Genomic DNA, 18,276 nt, shown 5'->3' with positions numbered 1-18,276 from the left:
CGGAGTCTTCGCGCTTCTCGACGGGGTAGACGGGCTGGTGCACAGCGGGCCGGCCGAGGTGACCTCGGGCAGGTGGCGGGTGTCGCTGTCGGCACCGCCGTGTTCCCGCTCGTCCTGGCAGTCGTGTTCCGTCCGGCGCTGTTCCGCCGTGGCCGGGCCCGGGCGATTCTCATGGCGGTCGTACCCATGGTGCCGGCGGCCCCGGTGGTGCTGTGGTCCACGCCGATCGCCCATGTCTCGGCGGTGACACTACTGACCGCAGGCCTGTTTCTGCTGGCCGCCGCATGGTGGCCGATCGCCTCGGATCGCATCTTCGCTGATCGGATCATCGACCCACGCACCGGTGCGGAGCCCTTCACCACCCCACCCATGCTGCTCGCGGTCGTCCGCTGGCTGCTGCCGGCCACGTTGCTGCTCGCGGTTGTGCTGATCGTCCTGATTCCCTGACTGCTCGGGTTCTCGCCTCGCGGGGCGCCGGAGGCGCTCGGGCGGATCACGTGGTTGGATCTGGACGTCGATCCGAAGGGGGCACTGTGGGGCGCAGGGCGATCATCTTCCACGGGACCGGCGGCAACCCGGACGTCGTCTGGTACCGCTGGCTGGCCAGGCGACTGGAGGCCCGGGGGTACGCGGTCGAGGTGCCGCACCACCCGGGCATCAACGTCGAGCCGATCGCCACCTTCCTGCCGAAGGTGCTCGACGGGCACCGCTTCGACGAGGACACCGTCCTGGTGGGCCACTCCGGCGGCGCGGCGCTCCTGCTGGCGCTCCTTGAGCACATCGACGCGACAGTCGCCCAGGCGATCCTGGTCGCCGGCTACTGCACCCCGCCCAACACCAGCGAGGAACCGGTCCTGCAGCAGAGCTACGACTGGGCCGCGATCCGGTCCCACGTGCGCGACATCTACTTCATCAACTCGACAAAGGACCCGTACGGCTGCGACGACCGCCAGGGGCGCGCCATGTTCGAGCGACTCGGCGGCACCCAGATCGTGCGCGACGACGGGCACTTCGGCGACTACGACCAGCCGTACGAGCGTTTCGAACTGCTCGACCGGCTCATCCCCTGACGCGCGGAAGCCGTCATTTGTGGGCCCGCTGGCGGGCCGACTCGTACAGGACGACCGATCCGGCCGTGGCGGCGTTCAGGGAGCTGGCCATGCCCACCATGGGGATCCGGATCAGGTGGTCGCAGGCGTCGCGCCACGCCGAACTCAGCCCGGCCGTCTCGTTGCCGACCACCAGCAGGGTCGGCCTGGTGAAGTCGTACTCCGCCGCCTCCACCGCACCACTCTCGTCGGTCCCCACCACCTGCACGTCGACGCCGTCGGCGCGGATCGCCTCGACCCAGTCGAGCACCGCCCGGTGCGAGGGCACCCGCACCGCGGGGACGGAGAAGAGCGAGCCCGTGCTGGCCCGGACCGACCTGGGGTCGTAGACGTCGGCGGCGTGGCCGGTGACGATGACGCCACCGGCGCCGAAGGCGTCCGCCGAGCGGACCAGCGTCCCGATGTTGCCGGGACTGGTGGGCCTGTCGAACACGACGGCGAGCAGGTCCGGACCGGCCGGGATGCGACCGAGGTCGTCATCGGGCAACGCCACGACGGCGAGCAACTCCGGGGCGGTGTCCGCCTTGCCGCCCAGCTCGACCATCAGCTCGCCGGCGACGGCGACCACTGTCGCACCGGCCGCGTCGAGGGTCTCGCGCGCCCAGGCGGACAGGTGCGCGTCCGCGTTGTAGAGGAGCTGGCGGACCTGCCACCCGAGTTGGATCGCCAGCGTGATGGGTCGGACGCCCTGAACGAGGAACTCGCCGCTGCGCTGACGCTTGGTGCGGTTGCCCAACAGCGCCTCCCACTGTTGGAACCGCGCATTGCGAGTTGTCACCCGTAGAACCGCCACCAACCCCGCCTCCGTCGCGTCTGGCGCACCAGAACCTACCGAGCGTACTGGGGTGGGTGGTTCCTGGTCCCGCGAGCCTGCTGATGGAGGGTCCTCAGCCCGACAGGTGCGGGCAGTACGCCACAGTGGCGTCGTCCGGTGCCTGACCATCGGGGCCGCCGCCGGCTTCGGCTTCGGCCTGCCGGACGCGACGGATGAGGCCGGCCGGGCCGTCGGCGGCGAGCAGGTCCAGCACACCTTGCCAGTCGGTCCGGCGGTACGGGTCGACGAGGCGGCTGGCGCCGTTGCTGAGCAGCGCGATGCCGTTCAGGTCGGCGAGGCGCCGGCTGCCGGTCACCGCCTCCCACGCCGCCCGGGGGTCGTCCTTGGCGATCCAGTAGCCGCCCGGCCGGTTCCGGCGGGCGCGCAGCGCCGTGGCGCAGGAGGCGCGGACGCTGTCGTACTCCGGTGTCCCCCGGGCGACACCGCTCAGCGGCACGGAACAGTCGCGCCGGGCGACCACCTCACGCTCGTCGGTGATCACCTGCGGGCCGCCGTCGGTCTGGTCGAGGACGAGGTAGGAGTCCGCGAGGAGCAGATAGTCCAGCCGGCCCCGGTGGGCGCGGGCCAGTACGACTGTCGCCTGCGGGCTACGGGGATCCACGATGTCGCAGGTGTGCCGGTGTGCGGCGGCGACCTCGTCGATGGCGGTGGCGAGGGCGGCCGCGAGGTCCCGTCCGTCGCCGGCCGACAGCAGGCCGAGCAGCGCGCCGCCGAGGCGGTGGGTGTACCAGGCGACCCCGTGCCGGCAGAGCGACTCCGCTCCCGGGATGCCGGCGCCGTCCAGCAGGACGACAGCGCCGGGCACCGCACCGACGAAGTCCTCGTTGCCCCGGTCGGTCCGGCCGGCGCTGGTGGCCAGGCTGACGTGCACTGTCGGCCTCCTGACTGCCCGGCCGCCGCCCGGGCGCACGGGTCGCCACCGAGACGGAATCGAGCGGGAGCGATATGGTGTGACGTCGACCCGTAGCCTGCCATCGGGGACGGGTCGGACGGTCGTCGACACTGCGGGAGGTGCGTGCGGTGGGCAGATGGTTCAACCGCAGCCGTAGACGCGACGACGCGCCACCCCGCGAATCGACGTCGTCCGGGCCGGTCATCGAGATAACCGTCACCCAGGACGGCCGTTCGGTTACCGAGACCATCGGTGGTCCGACGGCCTTCGGGCTGCAGTACCACGCCTATCACGACCAGTACGGCGCGACAGACGCCCGGACGTTGGAGGCGGGGTCGCGTTACGCACAGGAGTTGATGCGCACCAACGACATCGACGAAGCCGTGACCGTCTACCAGGAGATCGTCGGGTTGCGCAGCTCCGCACTGGGGCCGACACATCCGGACACCCTGCGCAACAAGCACAGCCTGGCCTTCGCGCTCTGGCAGCGCGGCTCGCACGCCGACGCGGAGCGGGTGCAACGAGACGTCTACCAGGCGCGGCGCCGGGTGCTCGGCGACGGGGACGCCGAGACGTTGCGCAGCGGAAACAACCTCGGCTGGGTGCTCATCGAGCTGGGTCGGTTCGACGAGGCCGAGCCGCTGCTGCGGCAGGTCGCCGACGGCATGGTGCGGACGTTGGGCAGGGACGACCCGGACACCCTGTCCTGCCAGATGAAGCTGGCCGGACTCCACCACCTGCAGGGGCGCAGCAAGCAGGCCGAGCGGGCCCTGCGCGACGTGGTCCGGCGGCTGACCAGGACGCTGGGCCCCACCAACCAGGTGACGCTCCAGGCCCGCAGCAACCTGCTTGTCGTCCTGCTCGACGCCGATCGGGCGGCCGAGGCGGTCGACGAGGCCCGAACGCTCGCGGACGACGCCGGGCGCGTGCTCGGCAACACCGATGGCGTACGCCTGCACGCCCGGCACTCGCTGGCCAGAGCGCTGGCCGGAGTGGGCCGGCGGGCCGAGGCGATCCGGTTGCTCGCCGACACCCTGCCGGACAGCGAACGGGGCCGGGGCGCGGACCATCCGGCGACCCTGGAGATGCGGACTCTCTTCGCGATGCTGCTGGTCGAGGCGGGTGACCGGCGGGCGGGCCAGGAGGCGCGGGCCGCGCTGGCCGGGTGCGAACGCGTGCACGGCCCGACCCATCCGCACACGGAGAAGGCCCGGGAACTGGTCCGGCTCACCCGCTGACCCCGACCGGGCGGCGACGCCGGCGGGCGACGGTCAGCCGCCGGTGTGGATGTGCGCCGCCCACAGCGTCGGTGCCACCGGGTAGCGGTCCCGTAGCGCCCGCACTGCCGAGTGCAGCGCGTACGCCGGGGCGCCGGTCGGGTCGCCGTGCGCGTAGAAGGCGGTGGTCAGGGCGAGGGAGACCGCGTCGTCGATCTCCCACAGGGTGCCGATGACGTGCCGGAACCCGGCGAGCTGGAAGGCACCGGTGATGTGCAGCGACTCGTCGACAAGGGTCAGCGGGGCCTGGGCGGTCGCGCAGGCCGCCAGGAAGGCGAACTCCGCGTCCAGGTCGAGCCGGGACACGTCAGCCACGGTGAGTGGGCTGTCCTGGTGGTCGTGCACCAGCAGCCGGCCCTGCGCCGGGTCGTGCGGATCGGCCACCGCGTGGCAGGCGAAGTGCGCGTACGCCGAGCCGGACAACCGGTCCAGGACCTGCTGCCGGGTGGCCGTCGTGTCCAGCCCGAGCCACGCTCCGGGTAGCGCTGCCGACGCCGACGCAGCCTCGCGTTCGGCGCTGGGCAGCGCTCCCGGGCCGCCGGGGGTGGCGCGCATCGCCACGACGCAGGAGCGGGCGTCGGGCCGGGACGGCCGCGGGTCGGTGGGTTTGCGGGCGAGCGCTGTCACCGTCGGCGTGTAGGAGGAGACCACCCGGTCGAGGGCGGACCGGCCGGCCCCGGCCTGGGCGGCGTGCAGGGGGAAGAACGCCAGCGGGCCGACCGGGCACCACCAGACGCGGGGCAACTCGCCGGCTGCCCCGGGCGCGTCGACCCGGTCCAGCACCGGCCCGACGAGGACCTGCCACAACCATTCCAGTACGCCGGTGAGCACCGACTGGGCGCGCAGTCGGCTGCGGGCGTCCGCCGCCGGGTCGGACGCGGTGGTGGTGGCCTCCTGGAGCAGCCGCAGGTGCGTCATCGCGTCGGCAAGCGACAGATCCGGTAGCGGCAGCACCGTCACGCGGTGCTCCCGCAGGATGAGCGCGTCGCAGCGCAACTCGCTCGCGATCGGCACGATCACGGTCCGGTCGACCTGGTCGAGCAGCTGCCGGGCGCTTGGTGGGCGCAGAAAACCACCGAGGCCGGGCAACTCCCGGATCGTTGCCAGCAGCACGTTCCACTCGGTCTCCCGGTCCCGGCCGAAGGTGGTGGGTCGGGGGGACTCGGGGACGGGCGCTTCGAAGTCCCGACGCATCCGCTGGAAGTCGGCCGCCAGACGCCCGTCGGCGCGTTGCAGTGCCGCCCACTCGCCGTCCGCCGTCAACCGCTGGTGCAGCAGCAGGCCCCGACCACGTTCCAGCAGCTCCAGAGCGCGCTCCGGCTGCCCGGCGCCGATCGCGCAGGAGGCGGCCGTCGCCGCCAACCCGGCCGTCGAGCCGAGGTCGGCGTACTGGTCGTGCCGGGTACGGCCCCGGGAGGCCAGCCGGGGCAGCAGCGTGATGGCCTCGTCGAAGGCATCCGTCGCTTCCTTCCATCGACCCAGCGCGGTAAGCGTGTAGGCCGCCTTGTCGAAGGCCTGGATCCGGACCGGCACCGCGCCGGAGTCGATGCGCCCGGCGGCGAGCGCCTGCTCGGTGGCCTCGGTCAGCAGGGCTTTCTCGCCGGTACGCAGGTAGGTGGCCCGCAACGCCTGGGCGATGGACAACCCGGTCTCGACACGCCGCGGATCGCGCGCGGGCAGCGCGTCCAGCGCTCCGCGCAGCAGGACGAGAGCCTCTTCCAGATAGGCGGGCTCCCCGGTGGCGTCGTAGAGCAGCCGGAGGCTGTAGCCCAACTGGTCCAGGTACAACGCATGGTTGGCCTCGCCGCGTACGGACAGCGCGAGCGCCCGGCGTAGCAGGCCGATCGCGACCTCCAGGGCAGAGACGTCACCCGTCAGCTGGTGCGTCTTCATGCCGACGGTGGAGAGGCTGGCGAGCGCCATCCGATGGTGCGGGTGCCGCTCTCCGACGGTGCTCAGCGCTGCGGCGAACTCCTCCCAGGCCTGGCCGAGCAACTCGGCGCGGCCGGTGCGGTCGACCAGGGTGAGCAACGTCTGCCCGAGCAGGAAACGCGGCTCGTAGCTCTGCGGGGTGTGTTCCCGCAGCAGCGCGACGGCCCGTTCGACATCGGCGGTGTGGGTGGTCCCGGTCGCCCTGGCCAGCAGGCACCTGGCTCGCAGCACGACGATCTGGTCCTGGTCGGGCCCGACGGTGTCCACCGGGGACAGCAGCTCCAGCGCCTCGTCGACGTAGTCCTCCACCCCGGTGAGCTGGTAGGCGCGCAACAGCGCCTCCGCGTGGATGCCTCGCAACGCGGGCCGCTGCTCCTCGCTGATCCACTGCTCGGCCATCGTGGCGATGGCCGTGAGCCGGTAGAGCGTGTCGACCGAGCCGTCGAAGTCGTGCCGGACCCGATAGACCTGGCAGGTCTTGAGCATCAGCACCGCGCTGTTGCCGAGGTCGGCAGAGGTGTCCTCCGCGAACCGCAGATACTGCTCGGCGATGTCCAGCAGCTGGGGCTCACTCTCGATCCGGGCTCTGGCCAGCAGCACATCGGTGTACGTGGCCAGCGCGCGCAGACCGTGCGCCGTACCCAACTCCTCAGCCAGGAAGGAGTCGGCCATCGTGCGGATCGCGGCCTCCAGCACGACGGTGGCCTCGATCAGGCCCTCCCGCGCCCGGTCCGCGTCGTACCTGTCGAGCAGCGCGGCCCCCAGCTCCACCTGGGCCTCGGCCCACCGCCGGTCCCCGCGCCGCTGCCCGGCCGCGACACGACGCCAGTGGTCGACGGCGTCCCTCGCAAAGCGACTCACTGGCGCACCCTCCCCTCGCGGTTGCCCCCAGCCTGCCAGCCGCGCGCCGACATCGACAGGAGATAATCAACCGATGAGTCACTCGGTGCCGGACAGGCGACTCGACGACGACCGGGCGGCCCGGCTGGCCCGGATCTGCGCCGACATCGCGCAGGTGGGCGACCTGCTCGGGCCGGCACCGGCCCAGGCCCTGGCCCGACTGCGCGACCGTCAGCGGTCCGACCAGGGCGTGGACGCGGTGTTCGCCGAGGTGACCGAGTTGATGCGGGTCGGCGGGCTGGTCGGTGGTGACCCGATCGTCCGGGGACACCGCTACCTGCCCCTGGCCGGCATCCACGGCCGCCGCCCGGAGGTGGTCCAGGTGTGCCCCGGTGATCTGTGCGACCGGGTGGAGATCCCCCGGCCGGACGCCGACCCGCCGCGCTGCGCCGTGTGGGACTGCCCGCTGACGACGTTTCGGATGGACCCGTGAACGCGGTGATCGCCTCGCTCGGCGGCAAGCTGGCGGAGCGGTGGCTCGCCGGGCTGGCGCTGCCCGGTGTGGTGTTCGTGGCGGTGTACGCCGCGGCGGTGCGGCTCGGCCACGCCCACTGGTGGGACCTGCGGCTGCTGCGGCAGGAGCTGGACCGGATCATCCTCGGGACGCCGACCCGGAGCACCGGCTCCGCGCTGCTGATCGTGCTCGGTGTCGTGCTGGCCAGCGTCGTCGCCGCGACGGCCGCGGAGAGCCTGCAACGCCTGGTCGTGACCCTGTGGACGCAGGACTGGGGCCGGGCCGGCGAGGTCGTGGCCCGTCGGCGGCGGCGCCGCTGGCACGCCGCCGTGGACCGCTACGAGCAGGCCCTGCGGGACAAGGCACGCCGGTTGCGGTCTGGCGACGGCGCCACCGGACCGCTGCCGGACACCCAGGCGCTCGCCCGCGCCTGCGACCGGATCGCGGTGACCGAGCCGGACCGGCCGACCTGGATCGGTGACCGCATGCTCGCCACGGCGGTACGGGTGCGGGCCTGCTACGGCCTGGACCTGGCCGCGGCCTGGCCCCGACTGTGGTTGCTGCTGCCCGAGGAGGCCCGGGACCCGCTCGCCCTGGCGCAGGCCGACTTCACCGCCGCCGCCCGACGGGTGGGCTGGGGGCTGCTGTACCTGACGCTCGGCCTGCTGTGGTGGCCTGCGCTGGTCATCGGCCTCGGCCTGTGCCTGGCGGGTTGGCGACAGGGCCGCGGCACCGTGTCGGTACTTGCCGACCTGGTGGAGGCGGTGGTCGACCTGCACGTGCGCGCCCTCGGCGCGGCGCTGGGACATCCCACCGAGGGCACCTTCGGCACGGCCGACGGCGCGGCGGTGACGGTCCTGCTCCGCAAGGACCGGTGATCCGGGCGACCGGTCCGCCGCGCCGGGTGGGTCACCCGACCCGGACGCCGTCGGCCGGCGGGACCGGCTCCGGGCTCGCCCACTGTGACCGCCGGGGCAGCAGCAGCGGGGTGGCGAGCAGGAGTACGCCGGCGACGGTGATCGCGGCCAGCGGGCTGGTGCCGGCGGCGAGCGCGCCCCAGCTCACCGTCAGGACGGCCTGCAGGAGTCTGCTGCTGGCGCTCCAGGTGCTCAGCACCCGGGCGGTGTGCGACACCGGGGTCCGTTGCAGGCGTTCGGTCGCGTGGACCGGGTTGAAGATGCCCATGCAGGTGATCAGCAGGCCCTCGACGATGATCACGGTGAGGAGCCCGGGGACGCCGGGACTGACGAACGCGAGACCGAGTGGGAACACCGATCGCAGCCACCCGGAGACGATCATGACCCGGTGCCGGCCGTACCGGTGCGCGAGCCGGGCGGACAGCCGGGCACCGACGAACCCGCCGAGCGCCGGGATGCCGAAGGCGAGACCGTACTGCCAGGCCGGGAGGTGGTACTCGCCGAGCAGGAGGACGGCCAGCAGCGGGGCGGTGGCCATGATGAGGCCGCCGACCAGCACCGAGTTGAGGAACAGGCCCCGCAGCACGCGGTCGCCGAGGATGAGTCGCCACCCGTGCGACAGGTCGGCGGGGCGCAGCCGGGTGACCCCGTCGCGGGGCGAGGCGACATCGCCGCCCCGGATACGCAGCACCGCGAACGCGGACAGCAGGTAGCTCAGCGCGTCGGCCAGGACCGTGACGACCGGGCCGAGCAACCCGACGAGCGCACCGCCGAGGGGCGGGCCGACCGCTGTCGCCGTCCAGGTCGTGCCCTCGAACCTTCCGTTCGCCACCAGCAGGTGCTCGCCTCGGACGAGATGCTTCAGGTACGCGCCGGACGCGGCGGTGAACGCGATGCTCGCCGTCCCGGAGACAACCGAGACAACCAGCAGTTGGCCGTAGGACAGCACGCCGAGGGCGTACGCGATCGGCACACTCACCATCGCGGCGAACCGGACCAGGTCCATCCCGATCATCACCGGGCGCTTGGCCCGGTGCTCGACCCACGGCCCGAGCGCGACGGCGACGATCGCCGCGACGGCCGGCCCGGCCGCCTCCAGCAGCGACACGGCGAACGCCGACGAGTCCAGCACCCGCACCGCGAGCAGCGCAAACGCGCCGAAGGCGAGCCACGTGCCGTAGGCGCTGACCCCGTAGGCCGACCACAGCCGACCGAAATCCGGCCCCAACCGGGTACGCATGCGCCTCCCCCTGACAGCCGACGTCGCGGTCGGGGCATCCCACCGCACGAGCCGCCGGAGGATCAAACAACAGGCATCCGGGCGAGTCACAACCACCGGTTGTGGCTGGGCATAATCCACAGGTGGATACCGAGGCGGTGCGGTCGTTCGTCCGGGCGGCGGAGCTGGGGCAGCTGCAACAGGCCGCCGACGAGCTGGGCGTGACGCAACAGGCCGTGTCCAAGCGGATCGCGGCCCTCGAACGGGAACTCGACGTGCGGTTGTTCACCCGTACCGCCCGCGGGGTCGAGCTGACGCTCGACGGCCAGGCCCTCCTCCCGCACGCCCGGGACGTCGTCGCCGGTGTCGACAGTGCCGTCGCCGCGATCAGACCGGGCTCGCGGGCCCTGCGGATCGACGTGCTGGGCCTGCGATCCGCGCAGGCCGTCGTCCTGCACGACTACTGGCTGTCGCATCCGGAAACCAACCTCGACGTGGTGACCCTGCGGGTCGACGACCCGCGCGAGGCCGCCGCGGCGGTCCAGGCCGGCCACATCGACGCCTCGTTCCGCTCGGTCACCGACGTGGCCGCCCTGCCGCGCGGCCTACGGATGATCCACGCGTTCGACTCCCCGCTGGAACTCCTCGTCGGCCCGCGGCACCCGCTGGCGGCCGCACGAGCACTGACCCCGGCGCGGCTGCGCGGTCATCGGATCTGGGTGCCGGGCATCAGGGCGCGCAGCGAGTGGGCGGACTTCTACGACCAGCTCGCCACCGACTTCGACCTCCGCATCGACGCGGCGGGGCCGCACTTCGGCGACGAGGTTCTGCTCGACGTCCTCGCGGACTCCGCCGACGTGGCCACCCTCGTCGGCTCGCGCGACAGGTACCTCTGGCCGGCGAACCACGACCTGCGCCGCATCCCGATCGGGCGTCCGACGCTCGCGTACCCGTTGTCGCTCGTCCTCCCCCGGGCGAACCCGCACCCCGACCTGCGGGCGATCATCGACCACCTGGCGAGCCTGACCCCGCTCCCGGCGGAGACCTGGCGCCCGTCCTGGGCCCCGGCGGCTGTGGACGCGGCTCCGCCGGGCCGCGGCGCCCTCGCCGAGCCGTTGTGATCCACTTGGCGGATGACCGGACCCGCCCCCGCTCCGCCGAGCGACGTCGCCCTCCGCCTGTCGCGGGAGCGCAACGTCTGGCTCTGTACGGTGCGGCGCGACGGTTCCCCGCACCTGACGCCGGTCTGGTTCGTCTACGCCACCGGGACCTGGTGGATCGGCTGCGACAGCCGCAGTGTCAAGGTCGGCAATATCCTGGCTGACCCCCGGGTGTCCCTGGCCCTGGAGGGCGGCGACGCGCCGGTCGTGGCCGAGGGCGTCGCCCAGGTGCACAGCGCGTTCCCGGACGCGATCGTCACCACGTTCGCGAGCAAGTACGGCGGGTGGGATGTCAGCCGGGGAGACGGCCGGGTGCTTCTGGAGATCCCCGTCCGGCGGTGGCTGCTTGCCGGCACGGCCCAGTAGGCGGGCCTTCGCGCACACCATCGTGCCGGTGCGGGTCCAGGCGTGGGCGGGAGATGGTGGACAGGTGGTGGGGGGCGGTGCCGGCCGGCACCGCCCCCCACCCGTTGGTGCCTGCTACTCCCAGGCGCTCTGCTGGGTGTAGACGAGGTTTCCGGGGATGACAGTGCCGTTGGTGTTCAACTCCGTGTACGACCAGAAGTCGCCCTCGGGCAGCGGCTTGTTCGGCTTGAGCGTGAATCCCTGCGTCGCACCGCGCTCCGCCCCGGACGGCAGCGTCAGCGTGGCGGCCGAATACTTCGCGTCCCGCCCGATGATCGCGTGACCGAACTGGAAGTCGACGACCGGCGCGCCGGGGAACTGCGCGAACACGTACGCGGTGTAGCGCCCCGGCTCGGGCAGGAACTTGTACGCCTGCTCCGTGCTGGTCCAGTACCTGTCACTGCTGTAGATCAGGGTGTCGCCCTTGTACAGGTAGAGGTCCAGGTTCGTGTTCGGGTCGTCGGTGTCGGCTTCGACGATGATGCCGGCGGTGTTCGTCGGCACCGTGAGCTCGAACTTCTTCACCCCGGTGGCGGCCGGGTCGAACACGCCGCCGTAGACGCCGGCCGGCATCGAGTGCGACGAGCGCTGCATCGGCGTGTAACCGGTGCTGCGACCGGCGAGCGCCCCGGTGAAGCCCGGCTGGATCGAGCCGAACGCACCGTTTGTCATCCGGCCGAACTCCTCCCCGTCGTCACCGTACGGCCGGGGCATGATCCCCCACGGCCGGGCGGCGACCGGGATGCGGGCGCTGTGTGCCTTGCCGCGCCAGCCGATCGAACCGGTCACGTACCGGTCCCAGGGCGCACTGACCCGGCGCAACGTGATGGTCACCGTCGCGGACCTGCCGGGTGCCAACGTCACCGACGCCGGCGTCACGGTGACCTTCATGCCGGGCAGACCGGACACCGAGGAGTGGTAGGTCTCCTTCGCCTTACCCACGTTGGTCAGGGTGCGGGTGAGGGTCACCGGGCGGGTCCCGTCGTACTCACGCAACGAGATGGCCGGCAGGTTGAGTTCCTTGCCGTCCGGCACGGCCGTCTCGCTGAACGCGACCAGGTCCGCCGCCGTCGGCTGGATGACCAGGCCGGGGTCGGTGGCGCCGGCCAGGTTGATGAAACCACTGCCCTGGTCGAGCGGGCTGCTGGTGCCGACAGTGTCGGTCGCGGTGGTCCGCAGCGCCGAGGCGACCGCACCCGGCGACCAGTCCGGGTGCGCGGCACGCAGCACCGCCGCCGCGCCGGCCACGTACGGCGAGGCCATCGAGGTGCCGGAGTACGCGTCGTAGTTCCGCCCGAAGTTGCCCGCCGGGGAGACCGCGGCGATGATGTCCGAACCCGGCGCGACCAGGTCCGGCTTCAGCACGCCGAGGGTCACCTTGTCCGGGCCGGTGGAGGAGAAGTCCGCGACGCTTGGCACGCCGGGGACGCTGGAGCCGTCACCGCCGCTGCGCAGGGACACCCGCGCGTCGGTCGGGTGGCGCATCAGGTAGTTGAACAGCGTGCCGGCCTGCTTCTCGGTCGGCAGGTAGACGACCGGGAAGTTGAAGATCGAGTAGATCCGGTAGTTGCCGGTCGGCTCGAACACCACCATCGCCGCGCCGCCCTTGGCCTTGATCTCGGCGGCCGAACCGAACATGTCGGACAGCGCGCAGGCGACCACCTTGCCCTTGATCTTGGCGGGGTCGAGGCTGCCCGGCTCGCAGTAGACCGCACCCAGATCCGGTGACCCGGCCTGCTCGCCGAAGACCATCGGCCGCGCGTCACCACCGGGCAGCGCGTCGAGCGACCCGCCCACGAGCTTCGTGCCGTCACCGAGCTTGACCGTCGCCTCGTCGAGGTTGGTCACCGCCGCGCCGACAGTGGTCACCCACGGCGCCGCGTTGCTGATCGCCCCGCTCACGATGCCGGTGTTGCCGGCGGACGCCGCCACGAAGACTCCGGCCAGTGTGGCGTTGAGGAAGGCGATGCCGATCGGGGTGTTGGCCTCCCAGTCGCCGAGGTCGCTGCCGATCGAGAAGTTCAGGACCTGCACGCCGTCGGCGACGGCGGCGTCGATGCCGGCGATGATGTCGGCGTCGTAGCCCATGCCGCTCCAGAGCACCTTGTAGACGGCGATCTGGGCGTCCGGCGCCACCCCGGAGACGGGGCCGAAGCGCCGACCGTCGATTGTGACGTTCGGGATCGGCAGACCGGCCGCCGTGGAGGCGGTGTGCGTGCCGTGCCCGGACATGTCGCGGGGCGACAGGACCTCGCCCTCGGGCACGGAACCGCCGCCCGCGAGCCAGCTGTCAGCGAAGTACCGCGCGCCGACGATCTTGCCGTTGCAGTGCTCGGCCACGAAGGCGACACCGGTCTGGCAGGTGCCGTGCCAGGTCGAGGGAGCCGGCATCGTCTTGGCGAACGACGCGCTCTCCGGCCAGATGCCGGTGTCCAGGACACCGATCACCATGCCCGCGCCGGTACCGGGGCCGGGTGTGGCCGGCTTGCCGGCGGGACCTCCCGCCGGCTTGCGCTCCGGGGCGGCCGGGGCGGTGGCGGCCGGAGCACCGGGAGTCGGCGCTGTCGACGGCGCCGAGGGCGGCGGTGTCCTGGTGCCGAGGGCCCGCGAGGCGGTCACCGCGCGGACGCGCTTGTCCGCCCGCAGGGTGGCCGCCTGCTCGGCGGTCAGCTTCGCGGAGAATCCGTTGAAGGCGGTGGTGTATACCGCGTTGACGGTGACCCCGGCGGCGGCCGCGACGGCCGTACGCTGCGCGTCGAGGTGTCCCCGGTAGGCCCGCGAGGGTGCCGACGTCACGTCCAGTCGGTGGCCCGCCTCCGGACGGGTCCGCGCCAGCCCGGACACCCCGCCGGCGTACGCGGTGAGCGGGTCCTCAACCAGCTCGACGACGTACATGCCCGCACCTGTCGCGTCGGCCGTACCCCGTTGGGCTGCTGCGTTCCGGCCGTCGGGTCGACGGTCGGCCCCGTCGGTCAGGGTGACCTTCTTGTCCTGCCCGGCGGTGAAGTAGCCGCCGCTGCCGCTGCCGTTGCCCGCCGCCCCTGCGGGGGCTGCCGACGCCGATCCCGCGACCCCGGTGGTGCCGGTGATCAGCGCTACGACAAGCGTCGGTATCGCTAGTCGTCGCAGCCTTTTTCCGCTCGTGCCTGTAGCCACGAGGCTCCTTTCGATGGCTCCCTTGTGGAGCTGTTCCTCGATCACGATCCGCTCATGGGAGCGCTCCCCCACCTAAGCCGCCGACGGTTAATCGATGGTTTGCACGGTGTTACGGATCGCTGGTGCGTATAAGATCACGTTCTGTCGGCCGCGCCTAGATCATGTTTTGCCGATGCCGCCCGGAGCAGGGCGGGAACCCCTGGCGGCCCGCGCCGGCACCTCCCCCGCGGCGGGCCCGCCCGCCGGTCGACGGCAGTGCGCCAACGAACCCGGGCCGCCGACGGTTTGCCGACCGCCGATGCGGCACTAGGCTTCCGCCATGCTGATCATCGAAGGCGCGGGCCGGTGGACCGCACCCGCCGGGACCACCAGCGACTGGGTCGAACAGCTGAGAGTGCCGGACCTGTCGGTGGGGACGTACTGCATCCCGGCGGGCGGTCGGGACGGTCAGCGCCCGCACACCGAGGACGAGATCTACGTGGTCACCACCGGGCGGGCCCGGATCGTGACCCCGGACGGCGCGGCCGAGGTCGGCCCGGGTTCGGTGATCTTCGTGCCGGCTGGCGAGGAGCACCGGTTCGACGAGGTGACCGAGGACCTGGCGTTGCTTGTGGTGTTCGGCCCGGCGTACGGCTCGCGCGCCCCGGGTGGGCCAGCCGAGTAGGGCGGTCGAGGTCGCCCGCCCGACGGTCGGCGTCTCCCTGCCCACCGCCGTCCGCCGACCGCAGCTGGCCCACTCCGTTCGGCAGGCTCAGACAACGTGGCGCAGGTAGCCGGTGATCGCCGCGTCCAGCACCTCCGCGCCCGGACGCGCCCACACCTCGGCGGAGAAGACCTCCACCTCGATCGGGCCGGCGTACCCGGCCGCGTCCACCGCCTCGCGCAGCCGACGCAGCTCGATGCAGCCGTCACCGGGCAACGCCCGGCCGAGCAGCACCCCCTGCGGCAGCGGCGTCACCCAGTCGCAGACCTGGAACGCGGCGATCCACTCGCCGGCCCGGGCGATCTGCGCGTACACCGTGTCGTCCCACCAGACGTGGTACGCGTCCACGACCACGCCGACCACCGACGGGTCGAACCGCTCGGCGATGTCCAGCGCCTGACCCAGGGTGGCGATCACGCAGCGGTCGGCGGCGAACATCGGGTGCAGCGCCTCGATCGCCAGCCGCACCCCGGCCGCCTCGGCGTGCGGGGCCAGCTCAGCGATCGCGTCGGCGACCCGACGACGGGCGCCGTCGACGTCCCGGCTGCCCGGCGGCAGCCCACCGGACACCAGCACCAACTCCGGGGCACCGAGGATGGCCGCCTCCTCGATGGCTCGCAGGTTGTCGACGCGCCAGTCGTCGGCGGAGAAGAAGCCACCCCGGCACAGCGAGGTGACGGTGAGGCCGGCGTCGCGGACCAGCTTCGCCGAACGGGCCAGCCCGTACTCGGCGACCGGCTCACGCCACAACCCGATGCCCGGCACCCCGGCCGCCACACAGCCGGCCACCACCTCCGGCAACGGCCAGCGCATGGCGGTGGCCTGGTTGAACGAGAAGCGGCGCAGCTGCTCGACGCCGGCACGCGATAATGGGCCGGCGCTCACTGCGCCACTCCCGCCACAGTGAAGAAGGACCGGGCGCGGGCCGCGGCCAGCTCGGCGTCGGGCAGCAACCCGGCCCGGTCGGCCAGGACGAGCAGGGTCGCCAGGTGCGCTGCGGACCGGCCGGACTGGGCACCACCGACCATTGTGAAGTTGTCCTGGTGCCCGGCCAGCCAGGCCAGGAACACGATCCCCGTCTTGTAGTGCCAGGTCGGCGCCGCGAACAGGTGCCGGGCCAGCGGCACCGTCGGCGCGAAGATCTCGTCGTACGCCGTCAGGTCCCCCCGGTCCAGGGCGGCCAACGCGGCGGCGGCGGCCGGCGCGATGGCCGCGAACACCCCGAGCAGCGCCTCCGAGTGACCCGACCCGTCGCCCCGGATCAGCTCCGGGTAGTGGAAGTCGTCACCGGTGTAGAGGCGCACCCCTTCCGGCAACCGGCGGCGCAGCGCGACCTCCCGGCCGGCGTCCAACAACGACACCTTGATCCCGTCCACCTTCGACCCGTGCGCCGTGATCAGCTCGATGACCGTGTCAGCGGCCACGTCCAGGTCCACAGCACCCCAGTAACCGGTCAACGCCCTGTCGAACATCGGGCCCAGCCAGTGCAGCAGCACCGGCCCGTCGGCGGCGGTCAGCAGCTCGTCGTACACCCGGAGGTAGTCCTGCGGGCCGCGGGCGGCGGCGGCCAGGTGCCGGCTGCACATCAGCACCGGCCGGGCGCCGGCCGCGCGGACGTCGCCGAGCTGCTCGGTGTACGCGGCGGTGATCGCCGACAGGGTCGCCGGCCCGGGTGGCAGCTGATCCGTACCGACCCCGGCGACGATCCGCCCGCCCACCGCGCGGGCCTCTGCGGCGCTGCGCCGGATCAGCTCCCGGGTGGCCGGATAGTCAAGCCCCATCCCCCGCTGGGCGGTGTCCATCGCCTCGGCGACCCCCAGCCCGTACGACCACAGGTGCCGGCGGAACGCGAGCGTGCTGGTCCAGTCCACCGCCGCCGGGGCACCCGGCACGTTCTCCGCGTTCGGGTCGGCGACCACGTGCGCGGCGGCGTACGCGATCCGGCTCCGCGCCGGCGCGTCCGGCCGGGCGAACCCACCGCCCCCGGCCAGCCGGTGCCGTCGCCCGCCCGGCAGCGCCACCTCGACGCTCACCGAGCCACCTTTCGTTCGCGACTGCGGGGCTCGCAACCCCGGCTCACTCCTCGCGCTCACCGCCGCAGCTCCGGCACCTCGACGCGGCGACCCTCGCGGGCCGAGCGCAGCCCCAACTCGGCGAGCTGCACGCCGCGGGCACCGGCCAGGAAGTCCCACCGGAACGGCTCACCCGCCACGACGTGCCGCAGGTACGCCTCCCACTGCACCTTGAAACCGTTGTCGAACTCCTCGTTGTCGGGCACCTCGGTCCACTGGGCCCGGAAGTCCTCGGTGGCCGGCAGATCCGGGTTCCACACCGGCTTCGGGGTGACCGCACGGTGTTGCACGCGACAGGTGCGCAACCCGGCCACGGCGCTGCCCTCGACGCCGTCGACCTGGAACTCCACAAGCTCGTCGCGGTACACGCGCACGCCCCACGACGAGTTGATCTGGGCGATGATGCCGCCGTCGAGTTCGAAGACCGCGTACGCGGCGTCGTCGGCGGTGGCCGCGTAGGTGCGGCCGTCCTCGTCGACCCGCTCGGGCACGTGCGTGGCGGTCACGCAGGAGACCGCGTTCACCCGGCCGAACAGCTCCTCAAGCACGTAGTGCCAGTGCGGGAACATGTCGGACGTGATGCCGCCGCCGTCCTCGGCCCGGTAGTTCCACGACGGACGCTGAGCGGGCTGCCAGTCGCCCTCGAAGACCCAGTAGCCGAACTCGCCGCGCACCGAGAGGATCCGGCCGAAGAAGCCGCCGTCGATCAGACGCTTGAGCTTGCGCAGACCGGGCAGGAACAGCTTGTCCTGCACGACGCCGGTGCGTAGGCCTGCCGCGTCCGCGGCCCGGGCCAGGTCCAGCGCGGCGGCGGTGTCCTCGGCGAGGGGCTTCTCCGTGTAGATGTGCTTGCCTGCCTCGATGGCCCGCCGGATCGCCTTCTCCCGCTGCTGGGTGACCTGGGCGTCGAAGTAGATCTCGACGTCCTCGCGGGCCAGCGCCGAGGTCAGGTCGGTCGTCCAGTCGGTAAGCCCGTGCCGTTCGGCGAGTTCCCGGAGCTTCGTCTCGTTGCGCCCGACCAGGACCGGTTCCGGCCAGATGGTCGTACCGTCGGCCATCGTCACACCACCGGACTCGCGGATGGCCAGCAGCGAGCGGACGAGGTGCTGCCGGTAGCCCATCCGTCCGGTCACGCCGTTGACGATGATGCCGATCGACCTGCGGGTCATGGTGCTCCTTCCGTCGTGCTGGTCGTGCCGAGCCGCGCTCGGTGGTTGGCGGCCACACCGCCGCACAGCCTTGTGA

The 18,276-nt window shown here is 72.5% G+C and carries 16 protein-coding genes; 8 read left to right on the top strand and 8 right to left on the bottom strand.

The annotated features are described in order from the left end of the window. The first annotated feature begins 72 nt into the window (after window positions 1-72). Together AB0B86_RS01235 and AB0B86_RS01230 are read left to right on the top strand one after the other, a co-directional pair. Window positions 73-447 carry a hypothetical protein gene (locus AB0B86_RS01235; RefSeq protein ID WP_357414792.1) on the top strand — a complete coding sequence of 125 codons (375 nt, stop codon included), beginning with the start codon at window positions 73-75 and terminating at the stop codon, window positions 445-447. An 86-nt stretch (window positions 448-533) separates the two neighbouring features. Continuing rightward, the gene (locus tag AB0B86_RS01230; RefSeq protein WP_357409458.1) at window positions 534-1,070 is read left to right on the top strand and encodes an alpha/beta hydrolase; all 537 of its coding nucleotides are present in this window, start codon (window positions 534-536) and stop codon (window positions 1,068-1,070) included. A gap of 13 nt (window positions 1,071-1,083) precedes the next feature. On the opposite strand, the gene AB0B86_RS01225 is transcribed toward AB0B86_RS01230, so the two are convergent. Then, a complete protein-coding gene (locus AB0B86_RS01225; protein WP_357409456.1) occupies window positions 1,084-1,905 on the bottom strand; it encodes an RNA methyltransferase in 822 nt (273 codons plus the stop codon). 91 nt (window positions 1,906-1,996) lie between these two features. Continuing rightward, window positions 1,997-2,815, bottom strand: a complete 819-nt coding sequence (locus AB0B86_RS01220) for a hypothetical protein (protein WP_357409454.1) — start codon at window positions 2,813-2,815, stop codon at window positions 1,997-1,999. A 149-nt stretch (window positions 2,816-2,964) separates the two neighbouring features. On the opposite strand from AB0B86_RS01220, the gene AB0B86_RS01215 reads away from it, so the two are divergent. After that, window positions 2,965-4,074 carry a tetratricopeptide repeat protein gene (locus AB0B86_RS01215; protein ID WP_357409452.1) on the top strand — a complete coding sequence of 370 codons (1,110 nt, stop codon included), beginning with the start codon at window positions 2,965-2,967 and terminating at the stop codon, window positions 4,072-4,074. A gap of 33 nt (window positions 4,075-4,107) precedes the next feature. Here the strand turns inward: AB0B86_RS01215 and AB0B86_RS01210 are convergent, their stop codons facing one another. Continuing rightward, window positions 4,108-6,906: a CHAT domain-containing protein gene (locus AB0B86_RS01210; protein ID WP_357414790.1), complete on the bottom strand. Its 2,799-nt coding sequence runs from the start codon at window positions 6,904-6,906 to the stop codon at window positions 4,108-4,110. A gap of 73 nt (window positions 6,907-6,979) precedes the next feature. On the opposite strand from AB0B86_RS01210, the gene AB0B86_RS01205 reads away from it, so the two are divergent. Next, the gene (locus AB0B86_RS01205; protein ID WP_357414788.1) at window positions 6,980-7,378 is read left to right on the top strand and encodes a hypothetical protein; all 399 of its coding nucleotides are present in this window, start codon (window positions 6,980-6,982) and stop codon (window positions 7,376-7,378) included. Beyond that, window positions 7,375-8,277, top strand: coding sequence for a hypothetical protein (locus tag AB0B86_RS01200; protein ID WP_357409446.1), 903 nt, complete (start codon window positions 7,375-7,377; stop codon window positions 8,275-8,277). The genes AB0B86_RS01205 and AB0B86_RS01200 overlap by 4 nt, the downstream gene beginning before the upstream one ends. A 31-nt stretch (window positions 8,278-8,308) precedes the next feature. Here AB0B86_RS01200 and AB0B86_RS01195 read toward each other — a convergent pair whose 3' ends face one another. Beyond that, entirely contained in the window at window positions 8,309-9,556 is a 1,248-nt protein-coding gene (locus AB0B86_RS01195; protein WP_357414786.1) for an MFS transporter, read from the bottom strand. A 122-nt stretch (window positions 9,557-9,678) separates the two neighbouring features. Here AB0B86_RS01195 and AB0B86_RS01190 point away from each other — a divergent pair, with 122 nt between their 5' ends. Together AB0B86_RS01190 and AB0B86_RS01185 are read left to right on the top strand one after the other, a co-directional pair. Then, the gene (locus AB0B86_RS01190) at window positions 9,679-10,656 is read left to right on the top strand and encodes a LysR family transcriptional regulator (RefSeq protein ID WP_357414784.1); all 978 of its coding nucleotides are present in this window, start codon (window positions 9,679-9,681) and stop codon (window positions 10,654-10,656) included. Window positions 10,657-10,668: 12 nt separating this feature from the next. Next, window positions 10,669-11,061 (top strand): pyridoxamine 5'-phosphate oxidase family protein, encoded by a 393-nt coding sequence (locus tag AB0B86_RS01185; protein ID WP_357414782.1) that lies wholly within the window; start codon window positions 10,669-10,671, stop codon window positions 11,059-11,061. A 114-nt stretch (window positions 11,062-11,175) separates the two neighbouring features. Here the strand turns inward: AB0B86_RS01185 and AB0B86_RS01180 are convergent, their stop codons facing one another. Beyond that, the gene (locus AB0B86_RS01180) at window positions 11,176-14,256 is read right to left on the bottom strand and encodes a S8 family serine peptidase (RefSeq protein ID WP_357414780.1); all 3,081 of its coding nucleotides are present in this window, start codon (window positions 14,254-14,256) and stop codon (window positions 11,176-11,178) included. Window positions 14,257-14,575: 319 nt separating this feature from the next. On the opposite strand from AB0B86_RS01180, the gene AB0B86_RS01175 reads away from it, so the two are divergent. After that, window positions 14,576-14,920 carry a cupin domain-containing protein gene (locus tag AB0B86_RS01175; RefSeq protein WP_357409812.1) on the top strand — a complete coding sequence of 115 codons (345 nt, stop codon included), beginning with the start codon at window positions 14,576-14,578 and terminating at the stop codon, window positions 14,918-14,920. Between the two features lie 87 nt (window positions 14,921-15,007). On the opposite strand, the gene AB0B86_RS01170 is transcribed toward AB0B86_RS01175, so the two are convergent. From AB0B86_RS01170 to AB0B86_RS01160, 3 genes are all read right to left on the bottom strand, one after another. Continuing rightward, a complete protein-coding gene (locus tag AB0B86_RS01170; RefSeq protein ID WP_357409823.1) occupies window positions 15,008-15,772 on the bottom strand; it encodes a sugar phosphate isomerase/epimerase family protein in 765 nt (254 codons plus the stop codon). 68 nt (window positions 15,773-15,840) lie between these two features. Next, complete coding sequence (locus tag AB0B86_RS01165) at window positions 15,841-16,992, bottom strand: dihydrodipicolinate synthase family protein (protein WP_357409810.1); 1,152 nt, start codon at window positions 16,990-16,992, stop codon at window positions 15,841-15,843. A gap of 56 nt (window positions 16,993-17,048) precedes the next feature. Then, a complete protein-coding gene (locus AB0B86_RS01160; protein WP_357414778.1) occupies window positions 17,049-18,200 on the bottom strand; it encodes a Gfo/Idh/MocA family oxidoreductase in 1,152 nt (383 codons plus the stop codon). Between the last annotated feature and the right edge of the window lie 76 nt (window positions 18,201-18,276).

It is taken from the genome of Micromonospora sp. NPDC049047 (assembly GCF_040649135.1).
Taxonomy (GTDB): Bacteria; Actinomycetota; Actinomycetes; order Mycobacteriales; family Micromonosporaceae; genus Micromonospora.
The sequence above is the reverse complement of the archived record's forward strand: the minus strand, read 5'-3'. Positions and strand labels throughout refer to the sequence as shown.

Bases quoted from the DNA above. Each gene is read 5' to 3' on its own strand.
- AB0B86_RS01185 (WP_357414782.1), top strand. From the start codon at position 10,669: ATGACCGGACCCGCCCCCGCTCCGCCGAGCGACGTCGCCCTCCGCCTG.
- AB0B86_RS01175 (WP_357409812.1), top strand. From the start codon at position 14,576: ATGCTGATCATCGAAGGCGCGGGCCGGTGGACCGCACCCGCCGGGACC.
- AB0B86_RS01170 (WP_357409823.1), bottom strand. From the start codon at position 15,772: ATGCGCTGGCCGTTGCCGGAGGTGGTGGCCGGCTGTGTGGCGGCCGGG.
- AB0B86_RS01195 (WP_357414786.1), bottom strand. From the start codon at position 9,556: ATGCGTACCCGGTTGGGGCCGGATTTCGGTCGGCTGTGGTCGGCCTAC.
- AB0B86_RS01160 (WP_357414778.1), bottom strand. From the start codon at position 18,200: ATGACCCGCAGGTCGATCGGCATCATCGTCAACGGCGTGACCGGACGG.
- AB0B86_RS01205 (WP_357414788.1), top strand. From the start codon at position 6,980: ATGAGTCACTCGGTGCCGGACAGGCGACTCGACGACGACCGGGCGGCC.